This is a genomic window from Enterobacter sp. UPMP2060 (assembly GCF_053709655.1).
The window spans coordinates 1-2,341 of sequence record NZ_JBSKJQ010000028.1 but is presented as its reverse complement, the minus strand read 5'-3'; the positions used below and the strand labels follow the sequence as shown (position 1 = coordinate 2,341).

General features: G+C 53.2%; 1 rRNA gene. It reads right to left on the bottom strand.

Annotated features, from left to right (window positions below):
* Positions 1–2 precede the first annotated feature (2 nt).
* Positions 3–2,341 (bottom strand): 23S ribosomal RNA (locus tag ACWKXN_RS22365); the annotation flags it as partial.

The following is a 2,341-nucleotide window of genomic DNA, read 5'->3' as shown; positions in this document are numbered from 1 at the left end:
GTAAGGTTAAGCCTCACGGTTCATTAGTATCGGTTAGCTCAACGCATCGCTGCGCTTACACACCCGACCTATCAACGTCGTAGTCTTCAACGTTCCTTCAGGACTCTCATGGAGTCAGGGAGAACTCATCTCGGGGCAAGTTTCGTGCTTAGATGCTTTCAGCACTTATCTTTTCCGCATTTAGCTACCGGGCAGTGCCATTGGCATGACAACCCGAACACCAGTGATGCGTCCACTCCGGTCCTCTCGTACTAGGAGCAGCCCCCCTCAATTCTCCAGCGCCCACGGCAGATAGGGACCGAACTGTCTCACGACGTTCTAAACCCAGCTCGCGTACCACTTTAAATGGCGAACAGCCATACCCTTGGGACCTACTTCAGCCCCAGGATGTGATGAGCCGACATCGAGGTGCCAAACACCGCCGTCGATATGAACTCTTGGGCGGTATCAGCCTGTTATCCCCGGAGTACCTTTTATCCGTTGAGCGATGGCCCTTCCATTCAGAACCACCGGATCACTATGACCTGCTTTCGCACCTGCTCGAGCCGTCACTCTCGCAGTCAAGCTAGCTTATGCCATTGCACTAACCTCCTGATGTCCGACCAGGATTAGCTAACCTTCGTGCTCCTCCGTTACTCTTTGGGAGGAGACCGCCCCAGTCAAACTACCCACCAGACACTGTCCGCAACCCGGATTACGGGTCTACGTTAGAACACCAGCCATTAAAGGGTGGTATTTCAAGGTCGGCTCCACGCAGACTGGCGTCCACGCTTCAAAGCCTCCCACCTATCCTACACATCAAGGACCAGTGTTCAGTGTCAAGCTATAGTAAAGGTTCACGGGGTCTTTCCGTCTTGCCGCGGGTACACTGCATCTTCACAGCGAGTTCAATTTCACTGAGTCTCGGGTGGAGACAGCCTGGCCATCATTACGCCATTCGTGCAGGTCGGAACTTACCCGACAAGGAATTTCGCTACCTTAGGACCGTTATAGTTACGGCCGCCGTTTACCGGGGCTTCGATCAAGAGCTTCGCGTTGCCGCTAACCCCATCAATTAACCTTCCGGCACCGGGCAGGCGTCACACCGTATACGTCCACTTTCGTGTTTGCACAGTGCTGTGTTTTTAATAAACAGTTGCAGCCAGCTGGTATCTTCGACTGATTTCAGCTCCACCCGCAGGGGCTTCACCTACATATCAGCGTGCCTTCTCCCGAAGTTACGGCACCATTTTGCCTAGTTCCTTCACCCGAGTTCTCTCAAGCGCCTTGGTATTCTCTACCTGACCACCTGTGTCGGTTTGGGGTACGATTTGATGTTACCTGATGCTTAGAGGCTTTTCCTGGAAGCAGGGCATTTGTTACTTCAGCACCGTAGTGCCTCGTCATCACACCTCAGCGTTAAAAGGTACCGGATTTACCTGGAACCTCCGCCTACATGCTTAAACCGGGACAACCGTCGCCCGGCTAACATAGCCTTCTCCGTCCCCCCTTCGCAGTAACACCAAGTACAGGAATATTAACCTGTTTCCCATCGACTACGCCTTTCGGCCTCGCCTTAGGGGTCGACTCACCCTGCCCCGATTAACGTTGGACAGGAACCCTTGGTCTTCCGGCGAGCGGGCTTTTCACCCGCTTTATCGTTACTTATGTCAGCATTCGCACTTCTGATACCTCCAGCATGCCTCACAGCACACCTTCAACGGCTTACAGAACGCTCCCCTACCCAACAACACCTAAGTGTCGCTGCCGCAGCTTCGGTGCATGGTTTAGCCCCGTTACATCTTCCGCGCAGGCCGACTCGACCAGTGAGCTATTACGCTTTCTTTAAATGATGGCTGCTTCTAAGCCAACATCCTGGCTGTCTGTGCCTTCCCACATCGTTTCCCACTTAACCATGACTTTGGGACCTTAGCTGGCGGTCTGGGTTGTTTCCCTCTTCACGACGGACGTTAGCACCCGCCGTGTGTCTCCCGTGATAACATTCTTCGGTATTCGTAGTTTGCATCGGGTTGGTAAGCCGGGATGGCCCCCTAGCCGAAACAGTGCTCTACCCCCGAAGATGAGTTCACGAGGCGCTACCTAAATAGCTTTCGGGGAGAACCAGCTATCTCCCGGTTTGATTGGCCTTTCACCCCCAGCCACAAGTCATCCGCTAATTTTTCAACATTAGTCGGTTCGGTCCTCCAGTTAGTGTTACCCAACCTTCAACCTGCCCATGGCTAGATCACCGGGTTTCGGGTCTATACCCTGCAACTTAACGCCCAGTTAAGACTCGGTTTCCCTTCGGCTCCCCTATACGGTTAACCTTGCTACAGAATATAAGTCGCTGACCCATTATACA